The organism is Pelomicrobium sp. P1, from assembly GCF_052805615.1.
The window spans coordinates 50,615-70,692 of the sequence record NZ_JBRBEM010000013.1 but is presented as its reverse complement, the minus strand read 5'-3'; the positions used below and the strand labels follow the sequence as shown (position 1 = coordinate 70,692).

20 protein-coding genes, 2 tRNA genes, 1 pseudogene and 1 riboswitch are annotated in these 20,078 nt (G+C 67.1%); of the genes and pseudogenes, 14 read left to right on the top strand and 9 right to left on the bottom strand.

All coding sequences use genetic code 11. The features are described from left to right. Positions 1-11: 11 nt before the first annotated feature. From ACUVYZ_RS13205 to ACUVYZ_RS13195, 3 genes are all read right to left on the bottom strand, one after another. Positions 12-1,307: a surface lipoprotein assembly modifier gene (locus ACUVYZ_RS13205; protein WP_439934873.1), complete on the bottom strand. Its 1,296-nt coding sequence runs from the start codon at positions 1,305-1,307 to the stop codon at positions 12-14. A gap of 66 nt (positions 1,308-1,373) precedes the next feature. Continuing rightward, positions 1,374-2,321, bottom strand: coding sequence for a transferrin-binding protein-like solute binding protein (locus ACUVYZ_RS13200; RefSeq protein ID WP_439934874.1), 948 nt, complete (start codon positions 2,319-2,321; stop codon positions 1,374-1,376). A gap of 118 nt (positions 2,322-2,439) precedes the next feature. Further along, positions 2,440-2,889 carry a 6-pyruvoyl trahydropterin synthase family protein gene (locus ACUVYZ_RS13195; RefSeq protein WP_439934875.1) on the bottom strand — a complete coding sequence of 150 codons (450 nt, stop codon included), beginning with the start codon at positions 2,887-2,889 and terminating at the stop codon, positions 2,440-2,442. Between ACUVYZ_RS13195 and ACUVYZ_RS13190 the strand changes: the two genes are divergently transcribed. Beyond that, positions 2,888-3,829 (top strand): radical SAM protein, encoded by a 942-nt coding sequence (locus tag ACUVYZ_RS13190; protein ID WP_439934876.1) that lies wholly within the window; start codon positions 2,888-2,890, stop codon positions 3,827-3,829. The two genes, ACUVYZ_RS13195 and ACUVYZ_RS13190, sit on opposite strands and share 2 nt — an antisense overlap. Before the next feature lie 54 nt (positions 3,830-3,883). Here ACUVYZ_RS13190 and ACUVYZ_RS13185 read toward each other — a convergent pair whose 3' ends face one another. Then, positions 3,884-4,177: a helix-turn-helix domain-containing protein gene (locus ACUVYZ_RS13185; protein ID WP_439934877.1), complete on the bottom strand. Its 294-nt coding sequence runs from the start codon at positions 4,175-4,177 to the stop codon at positions 3,884-3,886. A gap of 316 nt (positions 4,178-4,493) precedes the next feature. On the opposite strand from ACUVYZ_RS13185, the gene ACUVYZ_RS13180 reads away from it, so the two are divergent. From ACUVYZ_RS13180 to ACUVYZ_RS13160, 5 genes are all read left to right on the top strand, one after another. Next, positions 4,494-5,723 carry an aspartate kinase gene (locus tag ACUVYZ_RS13180; protein ID WP_439934878.1) on the top strand — a complete coding sequence of 410 codons (1,230 nt, stop codon included), beginning with the start codon at positions 4,494-4,496 and terminating at the stop codon, positions 5,721-5,723. Between the two features lie 395 nt (positions 5,724-6,118). Beyond that, a tRNA-Ser gene (locus tag ACUVYZ_RS13175) sits at positions 6,119-6,212 on the top strand. A 141-nt stretch (positions 6,213-6,353) separates the two neighbouring features. Further along, a tRNA-Arg gene (locus ACUVYZ_RS13170) sits at positions 6,354-6,430 on the top strand. A gap of 222 nt (positions 6,431-6,652) precedes the next feature. Next, positions 6,653-7,099, top strand: a complete 447-nt coding sequence (locus ACUVYZ_RS13165) for a DUF6647 family protein (RefSeq protein WP_439934879.1) — start codon at positions 6,653-6,655, stop codon at positions 7,097-7,099. 20 nt (positions 7,100-7,119) lie between these two features. Then, positions 7,120-7,665, top strand: a complete 546-nt coding sequence (locus ACUVYZ_RS13160) for a glutathione peroxidase (RefSeq protein WP_439934880.1) — start codon at positions 7,120-7,122, stop codon at positions 7,663-7,665. Here the strand turns inward: ACUVYZ_RS13160 and nfi are convergent. Continuing rightward, positions 7,658-8,356 carry a deoxyribonuclease V gene (gene nfi / locus ACUVYZ_RS13155; RefSeq protein ID WP_439934939.1) on the bottom strand — a complete coding sequence of 233 codons (699 nt, stop codon included), beginning with the start codon at positions 8,354-8,356 and terminating at the stop codon, positions 7,658-7,660. The genes ACUVYZ_RS13160 and nfi overlap by 8 nt on opposite strands. An 81-nt stretch (positions 8,357-8,437) precedes the next feature. On the opposite strand from nfi, the pseudogene ACUVYZ_RS13150 reads away from it, so the two are divergent. Beyond that, positions 8,438-9,004: pseudogene (locus tag ACUVYZ_RS13150) on the top strand (endonuclease dU). Here the strand turns inward: ACUVYZ_RS13150 and ACUVYZ_RS13145 are convergent. Together ACUVYZ_RS13145 and ACUVYZ_RS13140 are read right to left on the bottom strand one after the other, a co-directional pair. Continuing rightward, on the bottom strand, positions 9,001-9,840 hold the full coding sequence (locus ACUVYZ_RS13145; RefSeq protein WP_439934881.1) for a CheR family methyltransferase: 840 nt from the start codon (positions 9,838-9,840) through the stop codon (positions 9,001-9,003). The pseudogene ACUVYZ_RS13150 and the gene ACUVYZ_RS13145 sit on opposite strands and share 4 nt — an antisense overlap. 26 nt (positions 9,841-9,866) lie before the next feature. Continuing rightward, positions 9,867-10,313, bottom strand: coding sequence for an NUDIX domain-containing protein (locus ACUVYZ_RS13140; protein WP_439934882.1), 447 nt, complete (start codon positions 10,311-10,313; stop codon positions 9,867-9,869). A gap of 123 nt (positions 10,314-10,436) precedes the next feature. On the opposite strand from ACUVYZ_RS13140, the gene ACUVYZ_RS13135 reads away from it, so the two are divergent. Continuing rightward, positions 10,437-11,306, top strand: coding sequence for an isoaspartyl peptidase/L-asparaginase family protein (locus ACUVYZ_RS13135; protein WP_439934883.1), 870 nt, complete (start codon positions 10,437-10,439; stop codon positions 11,304-11,306). 54 nt (positions 11,307-11,360) lie between these two features. Next, positions 11,361-11,487, top strand: a riboswitch (yybP-ykoY riboswitch). Positions 11,488-11,621: 134 nt separating this feature from the next. Further along, the gene (locus tag ACUVYZ_RS13130) at positions 11,622-12,188 is read left to right on the top strand and encodes a TMEM165/GDT1 family protein (protein WP_439934884.1); all 567 of its coding nucleotides are present in this window, start codon (positions 11,622-11,624) and stop codon (positions 12,186-12,188) included. Between the two features lie 10 nt (positions 12,189-12,198). Here ACUVYZ_RS13130 and ACUVYZ_RS13125 read toward each other — a convergent pair whose 3' ends face one another. Further along, a complete protein-coding gene (locus ACUVYZ_RS13125) occupies positions 12,199-12,606 on the bottom strand; it encodes a bacteriohemerythrin (protein WP_439934885.1) in 408 nt (135 codons plus the stop codon). Positions 12,607-12,937: 331 nt separating this feature from the next. On the opposite strand from ACUVYZ_RS13125, the gene ACUVYZ_RS13120 reads away from it, so the two are divergent. Beyond that, positions 12,938-14,227, top strand: a complete 1,290-nt coding sequence (locus ACUVYZ_RS13120; protein WP_439934940.1) for a chloride channel protein — start codon at positions 12,938-12,940, stop codon at positions 14,225-14,227. A 7-nt stretch (positions 14,228-14,234) separates the two neighbouring features. Here the strand turns inward: ACUVYZ_RS13120 and ACUVYZ_RS13115 are convergent, their stop codons facing one another. Next, entirely contained in the window at positions 14,235-15,353 is a 1,119-nt protein-coding gene (locus tag ACUVYZ_RS13115; RefSeq protein ID WP_439934886.1) for an FIST signal transduction protein, read from the bottom strand. A gap of 143 nt (positions 15,354-15,496) precedes the next feature. Between ACUVYZ_RS13115 and ggt the strand changes: the two genes are divergently transcribed. The 4 genes from ggt (at position 15,497) to ndk (ending at position 20,072) form a co-directional block, all read left to right on the top strand. After that, a complete protein-coding gene (gene ggt / locus ACUVYZ_RS13110; RefSeq protein WP_439934887.1) occupies positions 15,497-17,155 on the top strand; it encodes a gamma-glutamyltransferase in 1,659 nt (552 codons plus the stop codon). A 79-nt stretch (positions 17,156-17,234) separates the two neighbouring features. Continuing rightward, positions 17,235-18,200, top strand: a complete 966-nt coding sequence (locus tag ACUVYZ_RS13105; protein WP_439934888.1) for an acetyl-CoA carboxylase carboxyltransferase subunit alpha — start codon at positions 17,235-17,237, stop codon at positions 18,198-18,200. Further along, the gene (gene tilS, locus ACUVYZ_RS13100) at positions 18,172-19,572 is read left to right on the top strand and encodes a tRNA lysidine(34) synthetase TilS (RefSeq protein ID WP_439934889.1); all 1,401 of its coding nucleotides are present in this window, start codon (positions 18,172-18,174) and stop codon (positions 19,570-19,572) included. Before ACUVYZ_RS13105 ends, tilS begins: the two co-directional genes overlap by 29 nt. A 74-nt stretch (positions 19,573-19,646) precedes the next feature. Then, positions 19,647-20,072: a nucleoside-diphosphate kinase gene (gene ndk / locus ACUVYZ_RS13095; RefSeq protein WP_439934890.1), complete on the top strand. Its 426-nt coding sequence runs from the start codon at positions 19,647-19,649 to the stop codon at positions 20,070-20,072. The last annotated feature ends 6 nt before the right edge of the window (positions 20,073-20,078 follow it).

Below are 20,078 nucleotides of genomic sequence, written 5' to 3'. Positions count from 1 at the left end.
TGACGAGGCGCTCAGAATGCCCGCGAAACCCCCACCGCCACGAAGTTGCGCCGGTATTCGTGGATCGGGATGGTGGAATCGTTGCGCTCGAAGCTCACCGCCACGTAAGGGGCAAAGCCCGCCACCGCCCAGTCCCGGATCAGGAACTCGAAGTCGAGCCGCCACAGCCGGTCTTTGCGCAGGATCCCGAACAAAGGCTGCTCGCCGAGATAGCGAAAGCGATTGGCGGTGAGCCGCGCCTCGAAATTGAGCCGGGCGGGAAGCTCCTTGCTGTAGCGCAACACCCCTTCCATCGCCTTGTAGCTGAACGCCTCTTCCCGGGCGTAATGGCGCCCGACCTGGACGCTTGCGCCGAGGGCGGAGGTGCCGTCCAGGGCGTAGCGAAGGTGCAGGCCGGCCCAGGGCTGGTGGCCGGAGAGGTCTTCGAAGCGGTCGTAGTCGAGCAGGCGCCAGGTCAAGCTCTCCTGGGCCAACACCCGCCTGCCGAGGGGATGGCTGTGGCTCGCCTGGGCGATGCCGCCGGCATAGAGCCCGCGGCCCTGATACCGGGCGTAGACGGGACCCGCCTCGGCGCTAACGACGGAGTCGCCGAGAAAGGCGTTGCGGCCGAGGGTTGCCTGGGCGTAGTAGAAGTCGGCGAAGCGCCCGGGGTATTCCCGGGCGGCCACCGCGCCCCGGACGAAACTGCGGTTCTCCGAGCCGAAGGCGTAGCGAGCGTCGGCGTTGAACCCCACGCCCAGGGAATCCCGGGGGCGGGACTGCGGATCGACGACGAATTCCAGGCCGAACAGGGTGATTCTCTCCGCCCGGGTGGCGTTGGCGGGGTTGGTGTCCCGGATCAGGGTGGCGGTGAAGCGGATCCAGGTGGTCTGGGCTTCGATCGCCCGCAGGAAGCGAAGCACGTTCTCCCGCGCCGCGGGCGGCAGGTCTTCCCCCAGCGCCGCTTCGAAGTGGTAGCGGGCCGCTTCGAAATCCCCGGCGAAGTACAGGGCCCGGGCGAGCTCCAGGCGGACGCGGATCAGGCGGGGGTCCCGGGTGAGGAGGGAACGAAAGCGCTCCACCGCCTGCCGGTATCGGCCGGTCTGGAGGGCGTGGAGCCCCTGGAGGAAAACGATCTGAGGATCGCCGGGAAGGGTTGCCGCGAGGCGCTCGATCAGCCGCCCCGCGTCCTCGGTGCGGCCTTCCGCGAGCCACTGGGCCGCCAGCGCGCTCGCCTCTTCATGGGAGAGTTCTAGCGTGATGTTCGCGGCCCAGCTCCCCGTCGCGGCCCACAGCCAGGCGATCAAGAGCCAGCGGGGCCAGGGCATGGAGAGGGGAAACGGGGATTCAGCGGGTGGTAAGAAGGGGGAAGAGGGCGGCCGGGCGGTGGCTTTTCATTGTTTCTTCAAAGCGAAGCCGCCGACCATTTGCTCTGTATTGCTGGCGTTCTTCACGAAGAACGTGCCGCCCAGCTCGGCGGCCTGGGGACCATAGAAACGGGCGGAAGCAGGGCCGGTCAGATTGTTAGTGGTTGTCAGCATGCCGGTGAGGTTGTTCGTGCCGCCTGGATAGGTTAATGTCCCGGAGAGATTCAATTCATTGGCGGGAATTTGAACGGTCGTTCCTTCTTTAACGATTACAGTATTGGTCGTATTTAGGGAAACGCTCGGCGAGGTGAAGGTGAAGTCGGCTGTCGCGCTGGCATTCGCACCCACTGCGTACACCGCGGTGCCGTCGGTGTAAGTCCCGATAAGCTTGCCGCTGTACGTAGCGCTGCCCGAGATCGGAATATCACTCCCGCGGGTGATGGCACCCATAGAGAAGTACCCCCCCTGGGACGGATTCGCGCCGGGGAAGGTTTCATATTCCCAGATACCAAGCGCGGAATACCTCAAGCCAAGGGCTTGAGGCTCGAAGAAGGTCATTCTACGAACACCGCCAGCTCCTCTGTTGATACTTTGAAACTTGTAGGCGACCCCGAATTCACTATCTGTCTCGGTCGTTGTGGTGAAGTTATCGAAAGTCTCGGTGAACAGCTGGCTTCCTTCGAACGTTACCGTGATGTCGATCGAGGTGAGGGTACCGCTACTACCCCTTACCGTGCCTTCGATCTTGTTGTCGTTGCCAGATCCGCTCGCGGGCGTGATGGCGCTGCTGTTCAGACGGTAGTTCTGCAGTGTCCCGTCGATGGTGGCGGGAGAGCTGAACAGGATCTCGTTATACGTGGGGGAGTTCGGGGCAAGCCCCGAAGAACTTCCGCCGCCCCCGCCGCAGGCCGCCAACACCATGGGAAGCAAAAGCGCGATGGGTAAGAGGACGGGGCGAAGCGGCGGGATGATCATGGAGCGGCCTCCCTGGAACGTTGACGTTCCGATGGCAAGAAAATTGTATCGCGGGCGTGACAATCGCCCGCGGGAAGAATGTAAAAGCTTGTGAAGCCTTGGTAAAGGGGGATGGCGCCTAAAACCGCTCGCGCACCGCGTCCGCCCAGCAGTTGGGCGTCTCATAAAGGCGCACCCGCTCCAGCCGCAGGTGGTTGCCGTAGGTGTCCCGGTAGGCGGCGTCCAGGATGCGAAAGGCTTCCAGCGCCAGGTTCTCCGCCGTGGGCGGGGCGCTGAGGACCACGGTCTTGTGACCGGGCAGGGAATTAAGGAACTTCACCACCGCCGCGTCCTTTTCGTAGACGAGGAAGGCGTGGTCCCAGGCCTGCACCAGGTGGCGCCAGGCGATCGCCCGCACTTCGGCGAAGTCCATCACCATCCCCTGTTCCGGGGCCCCCTCCCTGGTGATAATGTCTCCGGAGAGGGTCACTTCCAAGGCGTAGCGATGCCCGTGCAGGTGGCGGCATTGGCTGCCGTGGCTGGGGATGCGGTGACCGGCGTCGAATTCCAGGCGGCGAGTGATCAGCATGGGGCAAAGAGACGAGAAAAATCAAAATTATAGCATCGAAGCGCGCAGCGATCCGGGCGCAGGCACGGCGTTTTTGACCCTAGAGCGCGGCGGCAAGCGGCTATCCACCACCGACCACGATCGGGACGCGGCGGGGCTGCGCTACGTGTACCCGGTGTTGTCCCGGCGCGCTCGGGGGCTTTCGGTGGGGGTGAACCTCAATACCAACAACGCCTGCAACTGGCGCTGCATCTATTGCCAGGTGCCCGGGTTGATCCGCGGAAGCGCCCCCCCGGTGGACCTGGAGCGGCTGGAGCGGGAGCTGCGGGCGTTCCTTAGCCAGGTGATTCACGGCAATTACCTGGAACAGGCTGCTCCTCCGGAGATGCGCCGACTCAACGACGTGGCCCTTTCGGGCAACGGGGAGCCCACCAGCGCCCGGGGGTTCGACCGGGTGGTGGAGCGGATAGGGCGGGTCATGCAGGAAATCCCGGTGCCGCCGCAAACCAAGCTCATCCTGATCACCAACGGGAGTCTCATGCACCGCGCCGCGGTCCAGCGGGGCCTCGCCCGGATGGGGGAGCTGAACGGGGAGGTGTGGTTCAAGCTGGATCGGGCGACGCGGGAAGGACTGGCCAGGGTGAACCACGCGGGCTTGGGGCCCGAGCGAGTGCGGGCGAATCTGGAGATCGCCGCGGGGCTATGCCCCACTTGGATTCAGACCTGCGTGTTCCTGGAAGACGGCATGTCCCCCAGCGATGGGGAACGGGCGGCGTACCTGGCGTTCCTGGCGGACGCCTTGCGGGACGGTGTGCCACTCAAGGGGGTGCTGCTCTACAGCCTGGCCCGGCCGTCCATGCAGCCCGAGGCGCCCCGGCTTGCCCCGGTGGACGACGCCTGGGGAAGGGCCCTGGCGGACGACATCCGGCGCCTGGGGTTGCCGGTGGAGTGGACTCCCTGAAACGGCTCTCGAGCCTTGGAGCCCTTGGAAAAAGTCCGACTGCGTCCCGAGAGCTCAGCGGCGGGGCCGTTCCCGGGCCGCCTTCAGCAGCGAGCGGTAGAGCGCCGGACGGGCTTTTTTCAGGTAGTGGATAATCTCCATGTCGCGGCGGTTCACCGAGGCCAGATCGAGGCCCTCGACGTGCACGAGCCGCAATAGCTCCCGCACGGGCCGGGGCATGGGCCGCCCGCTTTCGTAGCGGGATCCGCCGCTCTGGGTGACGCCGATCTTGCCCCAGAACTCCGTTTGGCTCATCCCGAGGCGCTGGCGGATGAGGCGTGGATTGTCGAGCCGGGTTGTCGCTGGCATATGCAAATCCTGTGTGCGAGTGGAAGGGCTATCGCATTCGCATAGTGTAACCGGTTACGCGGCCCATTGCACTAGGAAAGAAAGGATGGGAGCGCTTTTTGTTCCCTATGCCATTGGTTTCGACTTTGTGCGCCGCCTTGGTTTTACATAATCCTAAGCTTGTTTCCGATTAGTTCTCGGTTTTTGAGGAATGTTTCCGGACGACACATCAAGGTGCCTGGCGGCACAGGCGCGGAGGTCTTCGATCGGATTACGCTGATCCTCCTCAGCGGCGACAAAAGCCATTAAAATTTCATCTTTTTCATCTATAGCAGCCGTGGCTCTGATCGTGCAGAAATACGGTGGGACCTCCGTCGGGACCACCGAACGCATCAAAAACGTGGCCCGCCGGGTTGCCAGGTACCACGCCCAGGGGCATCAGCTCGTGGTGGTGGTGTCCGCCATGGCGGGGGAGACCAACCGCCTCATCGCCCTGGCGCGGGAGGTCCAGGCCCATCCCGATCCCCGGGAGCTGGACGTCATGGTGTCCACCGGCGAGCAGGTGACCATCGCGCTACTTTCCATGGCGCTCATGGACCTGGGGCTCAAAGCCCGCAGTTACACAGGCGCCCAGGTGCGCATCCTCACCGACAGCGCCTTCACCAAGGCGCGCATCGTGAAAATCGACGAGGACAAGATCCGCCGCGATTTGGCCTCGGGTGCGATCGTCGTGGTGGCCGGCTTCCAAGGGGTGGACGAAGAGGGAAACATCACCACCCTGGGCCGCGGCGGCTCGGACACTACCGCCGTCGCCCTGGCGGCGGCGCTGAAAGCGGAAGAGTGCCAGATCTACACCGACGTGGACGGGGTCTACACCACCGATCCGCGCATCGTGCCGGAAGCCCGGCGCTTGAAATGCATCACGTTCGAAGAAATGCTGGAGATGGCGAGCCTCGGATCGAAGGTGCTCCAGATCCGCTCGGTCGAATTCGCCGGCAAGTACAAAGTGCGGCTGCGCGTGCTGTCCAGCTTCGAAGAGGACGGGGAAGGCACGCTGATCACGTTCGAGGAAGACGAGAAAATGGAACAGGCAATCATTTCCGGCATCGCGTTCAACCGCGACGAGGCCAAAATCACCGTGCTCAACGTTCCCGACCGGCCGGGCATCGCCTACCAGATCCTAGGGCCCATCGCCGACGCCAACATCGACGTGGACATGATCGTCCAGAACGTGGGGCACGACGGCATGACGGACCTTTCCTTCACCGTCCATCGCAACGAATACCAGAAGGCGCTGAAGATCCTGCGAGATCAAGTGGCTCCCCACATCGGCGCGGCCGGCGTGACCGGCGACGACAAGATCGCCAAGGTCTCTGTGGTGGGGGTCGGGATGCGTTCCCACGTGGGCATCGCCAGCAAGATGTTCCGCACCCTGGCCGAGGAAGGAATCAACATCCAGATGATTTCCACCTCGGAGATCAAGATTTCGGTGGTGGTGGAAGACAAATACATGGAGCTGGCGGTGCGCGCGCTGCACAAGGCGTTCGATCTGGACCAGCCCCAGTAACGCGGTTTGACCGGCAAGGCGCGGGACCGCTATGCTACGCATGCCGGTTCGCGGAGATGTCCGAGAGGCCAACGCCGCAAGGCGTTCGTGGATGGCGGGGCGCCAAGGCGCCCCCGAGGCCGCGAGGGCATCGGGCAGGCAGACCAGCCGAGTTTTGGATTGCACGGAGAGATGCCCGAGAGGCCAACGCCGCAAGGCGTTCGTGGATGGCGGGGCGCCAAGGCGCCCCCGAGGCCGCGAGGGCATCGGGCAGGCAGACCAGCCGAGTTTTGGATTGCACGGAGAGATGCCCGAGAGGCCAACGCCGCAAGGCGTTCGTGGATGGCGGGGCGCCAAGGCGCCCCCGAGGCCGCGAGGGCATCGGGCAGGCAGACCAGCCGAGTTTTGGATTGCACGGAGAGATGCCCGAGAGGCCGAAGGGGGCGCCCTGCTAAGGCGTTATACGGGCTTAAACCCGTATCGAGGGTTCGAATCCCTCTCTCTCCGCCAGATTGGCAAATCGAAAAACCCCTGCGCGAGGCGTTTTCCTTGGCATGGCGTGGCACTGGCAGGAGAGTTCGGGGAGCCTGCCGCTCTGGCGGGCGTGGATGGATGCGTCGGCCGAGCACCCTTTGCTATAATCAACGCCTCGCGCCCGTAGCTCAGTTGGATAGAGTACCTGGCTACGAACCAGGGGGTCGTGGGTTCAAATCCTGCCGGGCGCGCCAAAGAATCAAGCACTTGGGGGCCGCTGTGCGCGGCCTCTTGTTTTTGGCTCGGAGCTTTCGCGCAAAAGAAAGTCCGGAAATCTCGAATCTTCGCGGGAGAACGTCCGCCTGACGCTTGTCTAAAATGGAAGCGTGAGCCGTCTGGCTCGGCGAGGAGGGTGGATATCGTTTTTATCCAGCGGTATCTGCCGCGTTTCTTTTCCCCGCGTCCGCTTTCGTTCGATGCGCGAATTGATCCTGGCGTTGATGGCGTGGATTGCGGCGTACACCGGTTTGCCCGTACCTGATCGTCTTCCTGAGGTGGCGTTCGCCACCCACTGCGAGATCCAGAGGCTCGCGTTCGCGGGAAAAAGGCAGTGCAGCGAGACGGAGGGCGCCGTTGCCGCTTACGACCACAGAAGCCGCACCATTTACCTGCCGCGCAACTGGTCTCAGGACAACGTCTACCACGTGAGCATGCTGCTGCACGAGCTGGTCCACCATATGCAGGCCGAGGACGGGTTGCATATGGGCGTGCCGGGCGTCTGCCCTGGGCGCGATCTCGAGCAGCCGGCCTATTCCGCCCAGATTGCCTGGTTGAAGGAAGCGGGCGTCGAGGATCCGCTGGCGATGATGGGCATGAATGCGCTGTATCTCGTCATGGTGACCTCTTGTCGGCACGGGAATTGAACGGAAAAGGGAGGGGACCGGTGCGTTCCGCTTGTCTGGTTGCGGCGTTTGCCTTGATGTTGTCAGCGGTGGGGCCTGCGGCGGCAGAGCCCGTGGACTGGGACGCCTTGGGGCTTGTGGCCATCGACGGAAAACCTTTCCCGAAGGGGACCTTCACCGACAAAGTGGTGCTGCTGGTCAACACCGCCTCTTTCTGCGGCTACACCCCGCAATACAAGGGGTTGCAGGCGCTCTGGGAGCGCTATCGCAGCCGCGGCCTGGTGGTGCTGGGCGTGCCCTCCAACGATTTTGGCAACCAGGAGCCGGGCAGCGAGGCTAAGATCAAGGAATTCTGCGAGGTGAATTTCGGTGTCACCTTCCCCATGACCACCAAGCAACGGGTGCGGGGACCGGACGCCCATTCCCTGTATCGCTGGGCGGCCCGGGCCCATCCCGAAGCGGTGCCCAGATGGAATTTCCACAAGCTGCTCATCGGCCGGGACGGCCGCTTGCTGGCGGCGTTTCCAAGCCAGGTCGAGCCCGTCTCGCCCCGGCTCACCGAAGCGATCGAACGCGCGCTCAACTGAGCTTCCAGGCGGTCTCGCCCGCTCCCCTTTCGGGATGGGAGGCCAGCCGATGGGCCCAACGGGTGGTCTCTGGCAGGCGATAGCGGGTGACGCAGCCCATCACGTAGCGCAGGGCCGTCTCCAGGCTCACTCGATGGCCCGCCGACACGTAGATCGGCGCCACGCCCGCGCGGGTGCGCAGCGCCGCGCCCACCACTTCTCCCCGATCCATCAGCGGGCGCCACGCACCCCGCACGTCCGGCACCGGCTCGTGCTCGCCGATCAAGAGGGTTTTCGCCACCCCGATGGTGGGCAGGTCGCAGATGATTCCCAGGTGGGAAGCGATGCCCAGGCGGCGGGGATGGGCGTAACCCTGGCCGTCGCACAGCAGGAGCTGGGGAGTTCGCCCCAGCCTTTCGAGCGCCTGGAGCACGACGGGAATTTCCCGGAAAGAAAGGAGCCCCGGGACGTAGGGAAAGGTGACCGGTGCCCGAGCCACGGCGTAGTCTAGGGGCGCCAGGCCGGGGTAGCCCAGGACCACCACCGCGCCCCGCGCCGTGCGGCCCTGGTCCTCGAAGCCCACGTCGACGCCGCCCACCGCGCTCACTTCCGCCAGCCGGTCGCCCAGTTCCACCCGCTCCCGCAGGGCTTCCTGCAGGCGCATGGCGTCCCGGGGTGCTAGGTCCCAGGGATGGGAAAGCTGCACGTGCAGGGAGGACACTGGGAGGCTTGATCGTTTGGAAGTTACGTTTTTACTTTATCACGCATTCTTGGATTCTCCGGGCAGGCGCCCATGGCCGACGGCTACTCCCATGTGGTGGGGTTCGACGACGGGCCTTTCGAACCGGGCCACCGGGGCGATGTGTTGCTGGTGGGGGCGGTCTACGACGGGCCCAGGCTCGTGGGCGTGCTCTCCGCCAAGGTGCGCCGGGACGGGACGAACGCCACGCGGGTGATTGCCGATCTGGTGCGCAGATCCCGGTTCTTTCCCTAACTCCAGCTCGTGCTGCTGCAAGGCATCGCGGTGGCCGGATTCAACGTGGTCGATCTTCCCGCGCTGCATCGGCGCCTGGGTCTTCCGGTGATCGCCGTGGTCCGGCGCCGGCCCGATATCGATGGGGTTCGCCGAGCGCTCCTCGAGCGCGTTCCTGGAGGGCGGCGCAAGTGGACGCTCGTCGAAGCGGCCGGCCCCGTCGAGCGGATCGAGGGACTGTACGTGCAGCGGGCGGGCATCGACGCGGACGCGGCGGGACGCGCGCTGCGCCGGCTCGCGATTCACGGGACGCTCCCCGAGCCCTTGCGGGTCGCCCATCTCATCGCCAGCGGGATTGCCGGCGGGGAGAGTCGGCATCGGCCTTAACGGGCGAGGGGCGTCCCGTTGGCGCACTTCTGGTAGAGCCCGTACCGACCCGGCCAAGGGCGCAGCTCCGGCATCCCGGGGGGAAGCTGCTCGTGGTAGCCGACGAGGAGCAACCCTCCCTCGTTCAAGCGCTCTGCGATCTGCCGGCCCACCGCGGCGCAAAGGGCGGTGTCGAAGTAAGTAAAGACCAAATTGCGGCAGAGGATGAGATCGAAGGGCCCTTCCAGCCACTCACGGCGGATGTCTTGGCGCTGGAAGCGGACGCCCCGCCGGTATTCCTCTCGCAGGCAATAGCGGGCTCCGGCGGGCTCGAAGCCCAAGTCCAGCCATTCGGGAGGAAGCTCCCTGAGGCTACTCCTGCCGTAGCAGGCCTGGGCGGCGCGCTGCAGCAGCGCTTCGTCTGCGTCCGTGGCGAGGATGGAAAGATCCAGGTCCGGAAAGCGCGGCTGCACTTGGAGGCGCCAGAGAAGCGCCAGGGAATAGGGCTCTTCTCCGCTCGCGCATCCTGCGCTCCAGGCCCGCAGTTCGGTTCGGCCCGCCCGGGAGACGGCTTCGCCGAGCCGTGGCAGACCCACCTCGGCGAGCAGCTTGAACACGGCCCGGTTGCGGAAGAGCCGGGAGATGGTGATGCGGCAGAAGCCGTCCAGGACCCCCCACTCCGAAGGGTGGGAGGCAAGATACTGAATGTAGGCAGCCGCGCCGGATAGTCCCAACTCGCCCATGCGGCCGCGCAGGCGCCGGCACACTTGTCGGCGCACCTTGCGGAAGCCGGCCCAGCGATAGCCCAACTGGGGCAGGGCCCACTGGAGGAACTGGACGCACTCCTGGTCGGTCACGGAGGCTCGTCCGCTTTTTACAGCCCTCAGGACCGCCGCCCCTCGGGGATCGGAGCGGAGGCGATGCGTTGCCGGGCCCAATCCAGGATCGGGTGCAGCCGCGGAGGCAGTAGCTTTCTGGCTTCCTCGAAGCGCGTCCAGCGGTACTCGTGGTGCTCCGGGCGCCCCAGCTCCGGCGAGACGGGAAGGGCCACGGGAGCGCCCGGCGACTCGGCCAGGTAGAAGCGGGCGATCTTGCCCCCGGCGTAGGGCTCGGTTTCCCGGTAGTCCTCCCCCCAGGGAAAGCGCAGATCGTTCAAGGAGGTCTCTTCCTCCACCTCGCGCAGCGCAGCCTGCAACGGTCCTTCCCCGGGCCGGGGCAAGCCCTTCGGAAAATCCCAGTTGCGGTAAGCCCGGAGCACCAGGAAGCGCCACCCATCGTCCCACCGCCGCACCACTACCGCCCCGGCGGAGAATTTGCCCCGCTCTGTCATAGAAACCCCTCGCGCCCGTGCCGGACCCGTCTCTCTAGCGGCGCGCCGAGCCGCTTGTCGCCGGTGCCCGCTCCCTCCATACTCCCGGGGCGCGCAATTGGGGTCAATCGGGAGTTAAAGGCCATGTTTGCCATCGCGGTTCACGGGGGCGCGGGTGACTGGGACAGGGGGTCGGAAGGGCCCGTGCTGGCGGGCGTGGAGGAGGCAGCCCGCGCCGGTGCCGCCATCCTCGCCCGGGGCGGCTCGGCCCTGGACGCGGTGGTGGAAGCGGTGCGCCTCCTGGAAGACAACCCCCTTTTCAACGCGGGTACGGGCTCCGCCCTCACGGCGGCCGGGGAGGCGGAGATGGATGCAGCCGTCATGACGGGCAGCCGCCTCGCTTGCGGGGGCGTGGCCTGCATCCGGCGGGTGCGCAATCCTGTGCTGGTTGCCCGCCGGGTGCTGGAGGAGGGCCGCCACGTGCTGCTGGCGGGGGAGGGGGCGCTCGCCTTCGCCCGCCGGTGCGGGTTTCCCGATTACGACCCGGTCACGCCCGAGCAGCGGGAGCGGTGGGCTCGCGGCGGGGCCCGGTCCGGAAGAGAGGCACCCGGCACCGTGGGGGCCGTCGCCCTTGACGCCGCAGGGGAGCTGGCGGCGGCCACTTCCACGGGAGGGACCTTCCTCAAGTCCCCAGGACGGATCGGCGACAGCCCGATCCCCGGCGCGGGCAATTACGCCACCTCCTACGCGGCGGTGTCGGCGACTGGATGGGGGGAGTTGATGCTGCGCCTGTGCGCGGCCAAGGGGGTGTGCGACGCGGTGCGGGCGGGCCGCGGCGCCGCGGAAGCGGTGACGGAGGTGCTGGAGGAAATGTCCGCCTGCCTGGGCACGGACGCGGGCTTCATCGCCGTGGACCGCAACGGCCACCTGGGCGTGGGCCACCTGACCCGAGCTATGCCCCACGCGGTGGCAACCCGCCAGCGGCCCGAGCCCGTGGCCCGCATGGGCGCATGAAGCCGTGCGGGCGGCGTTGCTTTTGCGCCGGGTGCGGCTTTCCGGTAAGCTTCGCCTCCTGTCATTGGGGAGTAGCCGCTCCGCCTCCCCGGCGGAGGGCCGCGTCAACAGGCTTGGCCTGGGGACTTTTCCGTGGCCATGGCGCGGCCGGTACGAGGGAAATTCGGCGACCTGGGTGCCTCTCGCCGTCCAAAGACGGTGACACGGGCGCCGAGAGCACCGCCCTTTCCTGGCGAGACCTTTGGCTCGGAGCGCCGCTTCCGGTCGGGCCGGCGCTTCGCGCCATCGGTTGAGCGCCCGACCCGGAGAACCCCGTTGGAAGCCTTCCTCGTTTCCACCGTCGCCGTCGCCTTGGCGGAGATCGGCGACAAGACCCAGCTCCTCGCCTTGGTGCTCGCGGCCCGCTTTCGCAGGCCATGGCCCATCGCGGCGGGAATCCTGTTCGCCACCCTCGCCAACCATACCGCCGCCGCTTGGATCGGGGCCTGGCTCTCGGGCTGGCTCTCGCCCGAGATGCTGGGCTGGATCGTCGGCGGCTCCTTCCTGGCCATCGCCGCCTGGACTCTGGTGCCGGACCGTCTAGAGGAGGGCGCCGGGCCGAAGGGTCGGTACGGGGCGTTTCTGACCACCCTGGTCGCGTTCTTCCTGGTGGAGATCGGGGACAAAACCCAGGTGGCGACCGTGGCCCTGGCGCTCAAGTATCCGCAAACGGCGCTGGTGGTGGCGGGCACCACCCTGGGCATGCTTCTCGCCAACGCGCCCGCTGTATGGCTGGGAAGCGCCGCCGCCCACCGCATCCCGCTCCAGGCGGTGCGCTACGTCGCGGGAGCGATCTTCGCCGGCCTCGGGATTGCCACCCTGGCGCGGTTCGCCCTCGCCTGATCTTGGCGGCTCATCGCACGCCGCGGCCGCGCAGATGGGCGGCCAGGGCCCGGTCGGCGTGGAAGAGATGGTCCAGGAGCCAGCGCCGCAGTAGCTCCCGCGTCCCCGAGGCCGCGTAAGGCTTGGCGGCGGCGAAATCGTCCTTCAGCTTTTTCAACTGAAGGAGCAGGCTTAAGTGGGTCTCCTTGTGGGGAAGCCGGGAGACGTAGAAGTGCTGGTACATGAGCTGCTCCTCGAGCTGGAAATGCTGTTCCGTGTCGTCGAGCAGCTCCGCCAGCAAGGCGGCGATCTTCGCTGCGTTCTCTCCCCGCTCTATGGCGTCGGCCACGCCGTTCACCCGGTCCGCGAGCCGGGCGTGCTGCTCGTCGAGGAGGGCGACGCCGAGGGCGTACTCGGGCTTCCAGTCGATGAAGGCCATCGCCAGAGCTCTCGGGAGTGCAGGGCTGCGCCAGGAGGAGGGGCTTGAGCCCCCGCGCTACCGCGGGGAAAGCCGGCCGCCGTCGTGGCGGATTGGGCGGGATTTTGGCAGAAAAGGCTTGACCCGAGAACACCTGGCGGCTTTCCTCTCGCTGCCTCTCACTGCCCGAAGGGGTGCCGCCCTTCGCCGGCAAAGGTCCTTTCGCTTCGGCCCCGAGGCGGCGTGCCTTACAATCGACGGGGTGATGGTACGCGCCTGACCCGTGCAAAGACTCGTCAACTCTGCCCTGCTGCGACGCTCCCGCCATGCCTGGCTGTCTCCCCGCCTGTGGATGCGCCGGGTGCTGTTCTGGATGGGAGCCCTGGCGGTGGGCGCCGCCGCCATCCTCTTCGCCTTGGGGGCCAACCAGGCCAACGGCTTTTTTCACCGGCTGATCCAGGTTTCGCCCTATCTGCCGTTCCTGGTGTGCCCGGCGGCGCTGGCCTTGTGCGCCTGGCTCACCCGGCGCTTTTTCGCCGGGTCCCAGGGCAGCGGCATTCCCCAGACCATCGCCGCGCTGCGCATGGAGGACGCGGCGGAGCGGGACCAGGTGCTCTCCTTGCGGATCGCCGCGGGCAAAATCTTGCTCACCATCCTGGCCCTGTTCGGCGGCGCGTCAGTGGGACGCGAAGGGCCCACGGTGCAGATCGGCGCCTCCATCATGCACAGCCTGGGGCGCATGGTGCGCTTTCCCCGGCGCGAGCTGCAGCAGGGGCTGATCCTCGCGGGAGGCGCCGCCGGCGTGGCGGCGGCGTTCAACACGCCCCTGGCGGGGGTGGTGTTCGCCATCGAGGAGATGAGCCGTTCCTTCGAAAGCCGCACCAGCGGCACGGTGCTCACCGCAGTGATCGTCGCCGGCCTCCTGTCTCTGGCGGTGCTGGGGGATTACACCTATTTTGGCCGCACCACCGCCTATCTGGATCTGGGCCAAGGATGGATCGCGGTGTTGGTGTGCGGGGCGGTCGGGGGAGTGCTCGGCGGCGCCTTCAGCCGGCTGCTCATCGCCGCGAGCCGCGGGCTGCCGGGACGCCTGGGGGTGTTGCGCAAGGCGAGGCCTGTGCTCTTCGCCGCGGGCTGCGGACTGGCGCTGGCGGCGATCGGCATCGTGTCGGGGGCGACCACCTACGGCACGGGGTACGAGGAGGCGAAGCGCATCCTGGAGGGCACGGAGAACCTGCCCGCCGTCTACGGCGTGCTGAAGATCCTTGCCACCCTGGTGTCGTACGTGAGCGGCATTCCGGGGGGCATCTTCGCCCCGTCCCTGGCAGTGGGGGCGGGGATCGGGCTCAATCTCTCGGAACTGATGCCCTACGCGCCGCCGGGCGCGGTGGTGCTCCTGGGCATGGTGGCCTATTTCGCCGGCGTGGTACAGGCGCCCATCACCGCGTTCGTAATCGTCCTGGAAATGACCGGCAACAGCGCCATGGTTCTGCCCCTGATGGCCGCCTCCCTGATCGGGACCGGCGCCTCCCGGGTGGTCTGCCCCAAACCCCTGTACAAGGCGCTGGCGGAGGAGTTCCTGCAACGGACGGAGCGTTCACCTCGACTGCGCTCGGAAGGGCAGCAGCGGGAGCTGTTCTGACTCCCCTCTACAGGAACAGGGTGAGGACGCCGGTATAGCCGTAGAGCCGGTTATGGCAGATCTCGCCGTTGCAGAAAAAGCCGGTGAGCGGTACGTCGCCGAACTCCCGCTGGATCGCCTTGAGCTCCTCCGAGTCTTCTCCAAACATGTAGCGCCCGCGACCCAGGCAGGAGTAGTAGATGGCGCCCCGGGGCGCATTGGGAATGCGCTCCTTGAGCTCCCGCAGCATGCGCTGCATGTCCTTCATCGCGTTGGCCGGGTCGCGGCGGCAAAACTGCAGCACCTGGCCTGGCTGCACCATCTCGCCGATGGCCAGCAGCCTGGCCCGGGGATCGACCCCCACCAGATTGCGCACCAGGTAGTCCCGGGTGTCGGAACCCGGCACCAGCAGCGCGGCGGCGATGTAGCGGGCCGCCTTGTTCAGGTCCCGGGACAGGATGTCGCCGATCTCGTCGTAGAAGACGTCCAGGGCGGGGCGGCCGTCCAGGGTCATGATGATGTTGTCCTGGCACTGGGTGATCTCGTGGGGGGCACCGAACGGGGCACAGCTCTGGGTGAGGGTGGTGGCCACGGGCACCTCCGGGGCGAACAGCACCCCCGACAGCCCCCCCTCCGTCACGTCTCCGGAGACCTGGGTGTAGATGGAGCGGGTGGAGGTGAGCCCTCCCACCAGGAAACCGTCGTTCACAGCGGCGGCGAGCCGCGTGATGAGCTGAGGCAGCCGGCGGTTGCGGGGGTCGCCGTGCACCACGCCGAAGCGGGTCTGCTTGGCCATGAACCACTCCCCGTTCTCGGCGATGAACCGGTCCAGGCCTTCGCTCACCGTGTTGAACACCCGAAACGAGTCGGGGGGAAAGGCGCCTACCATGACGGAGAGGGCGGGGGTCTCGTAATATTCCCGGCCCACCGCGCAGATGCCCACCCCGACGGAGCCCACCCACTGGCCAACCCCCAGGGCGTCCCTGAGATAGCGGACGATGCTGCGCAGTTCCGGGGAAAACGCATCGGTGGCGTAGACGAAGCCCAGGTTCGCGCCCCGCGGGAGCGGGGAGAGCTGGGCGACGCACTCGGCCACGGCCTGCAACCAGTTGTCCGCCGCCGTCTGGGCGGAGGCGAAAGCGTCCAACGAGGAGGTTTCGGAGAGCAATGGAGAAACAGATCGGGTTCAAATCGAATATAGCCTACTTTGGCCGGCAACAGAATCGAGCCAGGGAGGCCGGCGGCCCGCGGCCGCAAGGAGATGGGCGGGGCGGGTGGGTAAGAAGCGCCGTGCTGCGCCTCCTTGTCCTGTGGGCGGTCGCGTTTCTGTTCCTGCCCGCCGCCATCGCGGGAAAGGAGGCGGTGGCGAGCGCCCATCCGCTGGCGACGGAGGCCGGGCGGGCGGTGCTCGCCCAAGGAGGAAACGCCTTCGACGCGGCGGTGGCCGTCGCCGCCGCCCTGGCGGTGGTGGAACCCTATTCCTCGGGCCTCGGGGGCGGCGGGTTCTGGCTGCTCCATCGCGCCCGGGACGGGCACACGGTGATGGTGGACGCCCGGGAGACCGCGCCTCTGGCCGCCCGGGAGGACATGTACCTGGATGCGGGCGGGAAGCCCGTTCCCGGCGCCTCCCTGAAGGGGCCCCGGGCCGCGGCCATTCCCGGCACGCCGGCCGCCCTCGTCTGGGTGGCGGAGCGTTACGGCCGGCTGCCTCTGCCCCGCGCCCTGGAAGCGGCCATCCGCTACGCCGAAGAGGGCTTTCCCGTGGACGAGCGTTTCGCCCGCATCGCTGCCGAGAAAGCCGAGTGGCTGCGGGCAGACCCGACTGCCGCCAGCATCTTTCTCCGGGATGGGACCGCCCCGCGCTCGGGGGAGCGCCTCGCACAGCCGGCGCTCGCCGCCACGCTCGAGCGCATCGCCCGCGACGGTCACGACGGCTTCTACGCCGGTCCGGTGGCGGAAGCCTTAGTGAAAGCGGTGCGCGCGGGCGGCGGCCTGTGGACCCTGGAAGACCTGCGCCGCTACCGGGTGGTGGAACGGGAACCGGTGCGCATCCGCTACCGGGGGGCGACCGTCACCACCGCGGCGCTGCCTTCCGCCGGCGGGCTCACCCTGGCCCAGGCGCTCCAGATCCTGGAGCACTTTCCCTTGGAGCGCCTAGCCGAACCGGACCGGGCCCATGTGGTGGTAGAGGCGCTGCGCCGCGCCTACCAGGACCGGGCCCGCTTCATGGGCGATCCCGACTTCGTTGCCGGACCCTGGGAGCGGCTGAAGAGCCGCGATTACGCCCTGGAGCGCGCCCGCTCCATCCGTCTCCATCGAGCGACCCCGAGCGCCGCGCTTCCGGGTCTGGAAGTGGGCGAGGGAGTCCATACGACCCACTTCTCCATCGTGGACCGGGAGGGGAACCGGGTCGCCGCCACCCTCACCATCAACACGCTGTTCGGCTCCGGATTCGTCGCGGGTCCGACCGGCGTGCTCCTCAACAACGAGATGGACGATTTCGCCGTGGCGCCCGGTGTGCCCAACGTGTACGGGCTGGCGGCGAGCCGCGCCAACGCCATCGCCCCGGGCAAGCGATCGCTTTCCAGCATGTCGCCCACCTTCGTGGAGGACGGGAAGGGCGTCCTGGTCGTGGGCACGCCGGGCGGCTCGCGCATCATCAGTATGGTGCTGCTCGCCCTCCTCCACTATCTGGGCGAGGAAGAAGGGGATCCCGCGCGCATCGTGGCGGCGCCGCGCTACCACCACCAGTACCTGCCGGACCGGATCGAGATCGAGCCCGGCGCTTTTTCCGCCGCCTGGCGCGCGGCGCTGGAGGCGAAGGGGCACACGCTGCACGAGGCGTCCCGTCCCTGGGGGAACATGCAGGCGGTCTTCGTGAACCGCGCCACCGGGGAAGCGGTGGCGGCGAGCGACCCGCGGGGGGTGGGGGGAAGGGCCTGGTACTGAGGGAGGATGCAGTATCATACGCGGCTACCGCAATCGGCGGCCCCTGGGCGCCCGCGCCCGGGGGCGCAGAGGGAGGAGAATGAAACAGACGTTTCTCGATTTCGAGCAGCCCATCGCCGAGCTGGAGGCCCGCATCGAGGAGCTGCGTTTCGTGCAGGACGATTCGGCTCTCGACATCTCGGAAGAAATCCGCCGGCTGCAGGAGAAGAGCCAGCGGCTCACCAAGGAGATCTATTCCAAGCTCACGGCCTGGCAGATCGTCCAGGTGGCGCGTCACCCTCAGCGCCCTTACACGCTCGACTACATCCAGGGACTGTTCACCGACTTCGTGGAGCTGCACGGCGACCGGGCGTTCGCCGACGATCCGGCCATCGTGGGTGGGCTCGCCCGCTTCGGCGGCCAGTCGGTGGTGGTGATCGGGCACCAGAAGGGGCGCGACACCAAGGAGAAGATCCATCGCAACTTCGGCATGCCGCGGCCGGAAGGCTACCGTAAAGCGCTGCGGCTCATGCTTCTTGCCGAGAAATTCGGCCTGCCGGTGTTTACTTTCGTCGACACGCCGGGAGCATACCCGGGCATCGGCGCCGAGGAGCGGGGGCAGTCGGAGGCCATCGGCCGCAATATCTACGTCATGGCCCGGTTGAAAACCCCTATCATCTGCACCATTATCGGGGAAGGCGGCTCGGGCGGGGCGTTGGGCATCGCGGTGGGCGACGCGGTGCTGATGCTGCAGTATGCAATCTACTCGGTGATCTCCCCTGAGGGTTGCGCCTCGATCCTGTGGAAAAGCGCCGAGAAGGCGCCGGAGGCGGCCGAAGCCCTGGGCATCACCGCCGCACGGCTGAAAACCCTGGGGCTCATCGATCGAGTCGTGACCGAGCCCTTGGGCGGCGCCCACCGGGATCCTCAGGCGGCGATCCAGGCGTTGAAGCGGGTGCTGCAGGACACCCTGCGCCAACTGCAGAATCGAGCCCTAGACGACCTCCTCCAGGCCCGCTACGAGCGCCTCATGGGCTATGGCAAATTCAAGGAAGCGCAGCCCTGATCCCGTCGAGGCGGTGCGGGCTGCCCTCGTCCGCCACACGGCACCGGCTGTGCGCCTTACTCTGGGCTTGAGCGGCGGCCTGGATTCTGTGGTTCTGCTGGACATTCTCTGGGGGCTCTCCACCTCCCTCGGCTTTCGCCTTTCGGCGCTCCATGTCCATCACGGCTTGAGCCCCCGGGCGGATGCTTGGGCCCGGTTTTGCGCCGAGCTTTGCCGGGTTCGGGGGATCAAGCTGACCGTCGTCCCCGTGACCGTGGACCGGGCCTCGGGGCAGGGCCTGGAGGCGGCAGCGCGGGCAGCGAGGTACCGGGTGTTCGCCCAGGCCGATGCGGACTGGGTGGTGTTGGCCCACCATCGGGACGATCAGGCCGAGACGCTCCTCTTGCAGCTCCTAAGGGGGGCGGGTCCCGCGGGGCTCGCCGCCATGCCCGTGGCGAGCGCCCCGAAGCCGGGCAGTGAAACGAGGCTGTTGCGACCGCTTCTCGCCGTGCCGAGACGGGTGCTGGAGGACTACGCCCGGGCCCGCGGCTTGGCGTGGGTCGAGGACGAGAGCAACGCGGACCTGAAGCGGGATCGCAACTTCCTCCGCCATCGGGTGCTGCCCCTGCTCCGGGAGCGCTTTCCGGCCGCAGGAGAGACCCTGGCCCGGGCCGCCGGGCTCCAGGGAGAAGCGGCGGCGCTGCTCGAAACCCTCGCCCGCATGGACGGGGAGGGCGCCGTGGAAGGCGTCCGGCTGCGCCTAGAGCGCCTGAGGGCGCTGCCACCGGAGCGGGCCCGCAACCTCCTGCGCTGGTTTCTGATCGAGGGGGGAGTGCAGCCGCCGCCCGGGACTCGGCGCCTGGAAGAAGCGCTGCGGCAACTGCTACAGGCCCGCCGGGACGCGGAGGTGGCGATCCCCCTGGGAGGGCGGGTGCTCCGCCGCTACCTGGACTCGGCCTGGCTCGTGGCTCCCACCGACCTCCCCGAGAATGCCCGGATCGGGATCGAATGGCGCGGAGAGGCGAAGCTTGCCCTCCCCTGGGGCGGGACGATCGAGTTCGAGCCCACCACCGGGGCGGGGATCGACGCGGCCCGGCTCAAGCAGGGGCCGGTGGCGGTGCGACTCAGGCGAGGGGGCGAGCGCTTCCAGCCGGACGGGGGGCGCCCCCGGCGCACCCTTAAGAACCTGCTCCAGGAAGCGCGGGTGCCCCCGTGGGAGCGGGAGGCGCTGCCCCTGCTCACCTGCGGCGGCGAGGTGGTGTGGGTTCCTGGCCTGGGCGTGGACTGGGGTTACCGCTGTCCACCCGGCCAACCAGGCCTCATCCCCCACTGGGTCGGAGCTGAGCACCCGCACACCCTCCAAGCCCGGGACACGGGGAAGAAACCCTGTTAGAATCAATCATTAAACTTATACCTTCCGCAACCTTTTCCGCACCTTGTTAACTCCTTTATTTTTTGGGGTTTTGGATGGCTATTGAACGCACGTTGTCGATCATCAAACCCGACGCAGTCGAGAAGAACATCATCGGCAAGATCTATTCCCGCTTCGAAGCCGCGGGACTCAAGATCGTGGCGGCCAAGATGGCCTATTTATCGGAGCGGGAAGCGGAAGGCTTTTACGCCGTGCACCGGGAGCGGCCTTTTTTTCGGGATCTGGTGAAATTCATGACTTCCGGACCGGTCATGATTCAGGTGCTGGAGGGGGAGGACGCCATCGCGAAAAACCGGGAGCTGATGGGGGCGACCGACCCGAAAAAAGCGGCTCCCGGCACCATCCGGGCCGATTTCGCCTCCACCATCGACGCCAACGCGGTTCACGGCTCCGACGGCCCGGAGACCGCGGCGATGGAGATCGCGTACTTTTTCCCCAGCTCGGAAATCTATTCCCGATAGGGGTGG